Annotated in this window: 1 protein-coding gene; it reads left to right on the forward strand. The window is 72.0% G+C overall.

Translation table 11 applies throughout. The features are described from left to right. Positions 1–537: 537 nt before the first annotated feature. Positions 538–2,040, forward strand: a 1,503-nt coding sequence (locus tag MXD58_RS26360) for an LCP family protein (RefSeq protein WP_250610470.1), incomplete at its 3' end; no start/stop codon positions are given.

Genomic DNA, 2,040 nt, shown 5'->3' on the forward strand with positions numbered 1-2,040 from the left:
GGCCTGACCCCGCCGCGCGGCTGCCGCCGCCTCGCCGGGCGGTCGGGCCGATGGCCGGGACGGCGTTCTGCCGTCGGCGGCGCTCTGCCCGCCGCGCCGCGCTCACCGGACGAACGATGATCCGGACGCGGTGGAAGGCGCGTTTCACCGTCCGACGACGACATCGGCATATTTTCGACTAAATGTCCTGGTCTGTCAGGATGAGATGCCGAGGTCGCGCCGCGTCGAAGCGGGTGTCGCCCGAGTGGTCGACAGGCTGCGGCTGGTGCCTATTTCACCTGGTAAAAGCGGTCGTCATCACAGACGAGGTCCACATCGCCAAGGTTTCGGAGAGCCTGCTTATGGTAGTGGGCCTATCCGGCTATTAGGTCGTATCCGTGTGGGGAAGGGGTGACAGGTGAACAGCGTCGCGCCACCTCTTCCATCCGTGCTGTTCGGGGTCCGCGCGAACGACGCGTATTGCCGGGCTGACGGGTGAGGCCGGGGCGCGCCGGGGGTCGCCCGGACGGCCGCGAACCGATCGACGAGCCCGCGACGATGTCCGGGGACGCGTTGCCCGACGCCCCGCACGCCGACGCCCCGCACGCCGATGCCCCGCACGCCGATGCCCCGCACGCCGACGCCCCGGACTCCGCCGAGCGGACCGCCGCGACAGCCATGGCCACGGTGGCCGCCGCGAGCGCCGTGACCTCAGGCGCGGCGTCCGCGGTGGAGGCGGCGGATCCGCTACGGGCGCTGATCGGCGACACCCCGGCGCCGCCGGGGCGCCGCGGCCTGCGATACCGGATCGTTCTTCTGCTCGCCGGCGTGCTGAGCGTCGCGATCCTCGCGTCGACGGTGGCCGGCTGGATCACGCTGACCGTCTACGACCGCAAGATCGATCGTGCCGACATCGGCCTGCCCCGGGTGGAGGCGTCCCGGCCGCCGACGGTGCCCGCGGGCACGGAGAACTGGCTGCTCGTCGGCTCGGACGTGCGGACCGGTACGGACGCGGCGAAGGTCGGCGGCGCACGGTCGGACACGATGATGATCGCCCATCTGGACAGCGACGGCCGGACCTCCATCGTGTCGATCCCGCGCGATCTCTACCTGCCGATCCCGGCGTACACCGACGCCGACGGCACCCGGCACCGCGAGCGTCACGACCGGGTGAACAGCGCCTTCAACAGCGGCGGTCCGGCTCTGCTGGTCGCCACCCTGGAGCAGCTCACCGGCATCCGGATCGACCACTACGCCGAGGTCGACTTCGGTGGCTTCCAGGCGATGACCACCGCGATCGGCGGGGTCGACGTGTGCCTGACCGCTTCGCCCGATGTCGAGTCCCTCACCCTCGAAAACGGGCGGCGGGTGCGTTCCACGAACCTGAACGACCCCAGTTCCGGGTTCGTCGGCCAGGTCGGGGTGAACCATCTCCTCGGCGCGCAGGCCCTCGCGTTCGTCCGGCAGCGCCACGGATTCCTCGACGGCGACCTGTCCCGTATCCACCGCCAGCAGGCGTTCCTCGCGGCCGTCTTCCGCAAGGTGGCCTCCAGCGACGTACTGCTGCGTCCGGCGAAGCTCAGCGCGTTCCTGAGCGCCCTCACCCGGTCGACCGTCCTCGACAACGGCACGAACCTCGCTGACCTGCGCCGCCTCGCCGACCGGCTGCGCGGCATCGACGCCGGCTCGGTGAGCTTCGCGACGGTGCCCGTCACCGGCCAGGTCGCCCACCCGGCGTTCTACTTCCTGTACGACCCGGACGCCGTGCGCACCTTCTTCGCCACCACGATGGGCGACGGGTCCACACCGGACCCCAGCACGCCGGCGCCGCTCGTCGTCCCAGGGCAGACCCCGCAGGTCACCCCGACCGTCGGCACCTCGCCGACAACCTCCCCGTCGGGCGCGACGGCTTCCGCCCAGACCCAGGCAACCGGGACTCTGGCCGCCGGGTCCCTGGCAATCGGGACCCTGGTAGCGGAGTCCCCGTCGACTGGTTCCCCGGTCACCGGTTCACCGGCGGCGTCCCAGCCGGCCGCCGCCGGGCCGGCGGGCGCGTCGCCG

It is taken from the genome of Frankia sp. AgKG'84/4, assembly GCF_023242965.2.
Lineage (GTDB): Bacteria > Actinomycetota > Actinomycetes > Frankiales > Frankiaceae > Frankia.